The 2,233-nt window shown below is 60.0% G+C and carries 4 protein-coding genes; 2 read left to right on the top strand and 2 right to left on the bottom strand.

Going from position 1 to position 2,233, the window contains the following annotated elements; translation table 11 throughout:
• The coding region (locus EN939_RS30955) for a DUF1638 domain-containing protein (RefSeq protein WP_127271429.1) at positions 1–380 on the bottom strand (380 nt) is incomplete at its 3' end.
• Between the two features lie 64 nt (positions 381–444).
• Between EN939_RS30955 and EN939_RS30960 the strand changes: the two genes are divergently transcribed.
• On the top strand, positions 445–585 hold the full coding sequence (locus EN939_RS30960) for an entericidin A/B family lipoprotein (protein WP_023812312.1): 141 nt from the start codon (positions 445–447) through the stop codon (positions 583–585).
• An 82-nt stretch (positions 586–667) separates the two neighbouring features.
• Here the strand turns inward: EN939_RS30960 and EN939_RS30965 are convergent, their stop codons facing one another.
• Entirely contained in the window at positions 668–1,366 is a 699-nt protein-coding gene (locus tag EN939_RS30965) for a corrinoid protein (protein ID WP_027029468.1), read from the bottom strand.
• A 272-nt stretch (positions 1,367–1,638) separates the two neighbouring features.
• Between EN939_RS30965 and EN939_RS30970 the strand changes: the two genes are divergently transcribed.
• Positions 1,639–2,233: trimethylamine methyltransferase family protein (locus tag EN939_RS30970; RefSeq protein WP_206528383.1), on the top strand; the 595-nt coding region annotated here is incomplete at its 3' end.

Below are 2,233 nucleotides of genomic sequence, written 5' to 3' on the forward strand. Positions count from 1 at the left end.
ATGTAGAAGGACATCATGTCGTCGTCGGCGACTTTCGCATAGGCCTCCATGCCTTGATAGAAGGCAAAGCAGTGCGGGCCCGCCATGCGCTCGACGCCGTGCTTCTCGCAGATGCGGTCGAGCAGGCCGCCGGTGCCGCAGTCGGCATAGCCGACGAAGATGTTGCTGTAGCCTTCGGCCTTGGCCTTTTCGATTGCCTTGTCCATGGCCGGGGCGATGCGGTCCGGATAGAAATGGAATTCTGCCGGCAGGCAGGTCAGGTCGAGGTGATCCAGTCCGAGCTGTTCCTTGACGGCCAGAATTTCGCGCGCAATCATCCCACAGGCGATAACGAGCAGCTTGTCGTCTTGATTCGGTTTCGTTTTTTGCGTCTTGGCCATGGAACCCGTCGAGCCGGCCTTCGTTGCTGTAGCGCTAATTTATCTATTGAGGGAGACACCGTCCATGAAACTGCTACGCATCACGCCAATTGCCATCTTGACCTGCGCCCTGGCCCTCACGGCTTGTGCGAACACCGTCCGAGGCGTCGGCAAGGACGTCAAATCAACCGCCAATGCGGTCGAGGACACCGTCAACAATCCCTGATCCGCGCCCGTACTTCTTCATCTGGGAACAAAAAAGCCGCGCTGCAAGGCGCGGCTTCCTGTTGTCCGGCCGAAATGACCAATCAGGCCGAAGCGCGCACATTGTGCTTGCGCTTCATGAAGTCCTTGGCGGTCTCGACCGCCACTGCCGCGTCGCGGCAATAGGCATCGGCGCCGACGGCCTTGCCGAATTCCTCGTTCAGCGGCGCGCCGCCGACCAGCACGACATAATCGTCGCGGATGCCCTTTTCCTTCATCGTGTCGATGACGACCTTCATATAGGGCATGGTCGTGGTCAGCAGTGCCGACATGCCGATGATGTCGGGCTGGTGCTGTTCGATCGCATCGAGATATTTCTCGACCGCATTGTTGATGCCGAGATCGATGACGTCGAAACCAGCACCTTCCATCATCATGCCGACGAGGTTCTTGCCGATGTCGTGGATGTCGCCCTTGACGGTGCCGATGACCATCTTGCCCTGCTTCGGCGCGCCGGTGGCGGCGAGCAGCGGACGCAGGATGAACATGCCGGCCTTCATCGCATTGGCCGACAGCAGCACTTCGGGAACGAACAGGATGCCGTCGCGAAAATCCTCGCCGACGATGCGCATGCCTTCGACCAGCGCTTCCGTCAGCACCTTGTAGGGCACCCAGCCGCGCTCGAGCAGGATGTTGGTGCCTTCCTCGATCTCTTCCTTCAGCCCGTCATAGAGATCGTCGTGCATCTGCTGCACCAACTCGTCGTCGGAAAGTTCGGAAAGGATGATCTCGTCGTCGGACATTTGTATCGAGCTCCTGCCGGCATCGCGACCATGTCGCAAGGCACACATCTTCGCGTTCATACCTAACCCGCTGAGGGCATGTATCCATAGCTGATTTGCGACTTCCCGCAAAAGGAAAGCGACCGTAACTCTCTTGGAATTCTTGTCGATTTTGCGACAGGCGTTGGCGCTGGCGGGCCGTTTCGAATAGGGTGCATGGCTACGATCTGGCAAGAAGCGGCGAGGCAGCCGCTATGGATTCCAGACAAGAACAGTTTCAGGGAAGAACCACCATGAGCGAACACGCGGCAGTCGATCAGGAAGCGTCAAACGCGCGACGTGGGCGTGGCGCCAGTGGCGGGGCAGCAGCCCGGCGGGCAGCACGTTCAGGCGGTGGCCCGGGCACGCAGCTCACCTACATCAAGCGCAAGATCAACGTTTATGAGGTGCTGGACGAGGAAGGCCTGGCGCTGATCGAGAAGAACACCGATACGGTGCTCGAGGAGATCGGCATCATCTTCCGCGACGACGCGGAGGCGTTGCAACTGTGGAAAGAGGCCGGCGCCGACGTCAAGGGCGAGCGCGTGCACTTTCCGAAGGGGCTGTGCCGTTCGCTGCTCAAGACCGCGCCGTCCGTCTACACCCAGCACGCCCGCAATTCCGAGCGTTCGGTGCAGATCGGCGGCAATGCCACCGTTTTCGCGCCGGTCTACGGTCCGCCCTTCGTGCGTGACCTCGATGGCGTCAGGCGTTACGCGACGATCGAGGATTTCCAGAATTTCGTGAAGCTCGCCTATATGGCGCAGTCGATCCACCATTCGGGTGGCACGGTGTGCGAGCCGGTCGATGTGCCGGTCAACAAGCGCCACCTCGACATGATCTACAGCC

The sequence above is a fragment of the Mesorhizobium sp. M7A.F.Ca.CA.002.05.1.1 genome (assembly GCF_003998335.1).
Classification (GTDB): domain Bacteria; phylum Pseudomonadota; class Alphaproteobacteria; order Rhizobiales; family Rhizobiaceae; genus Mesorhizobium.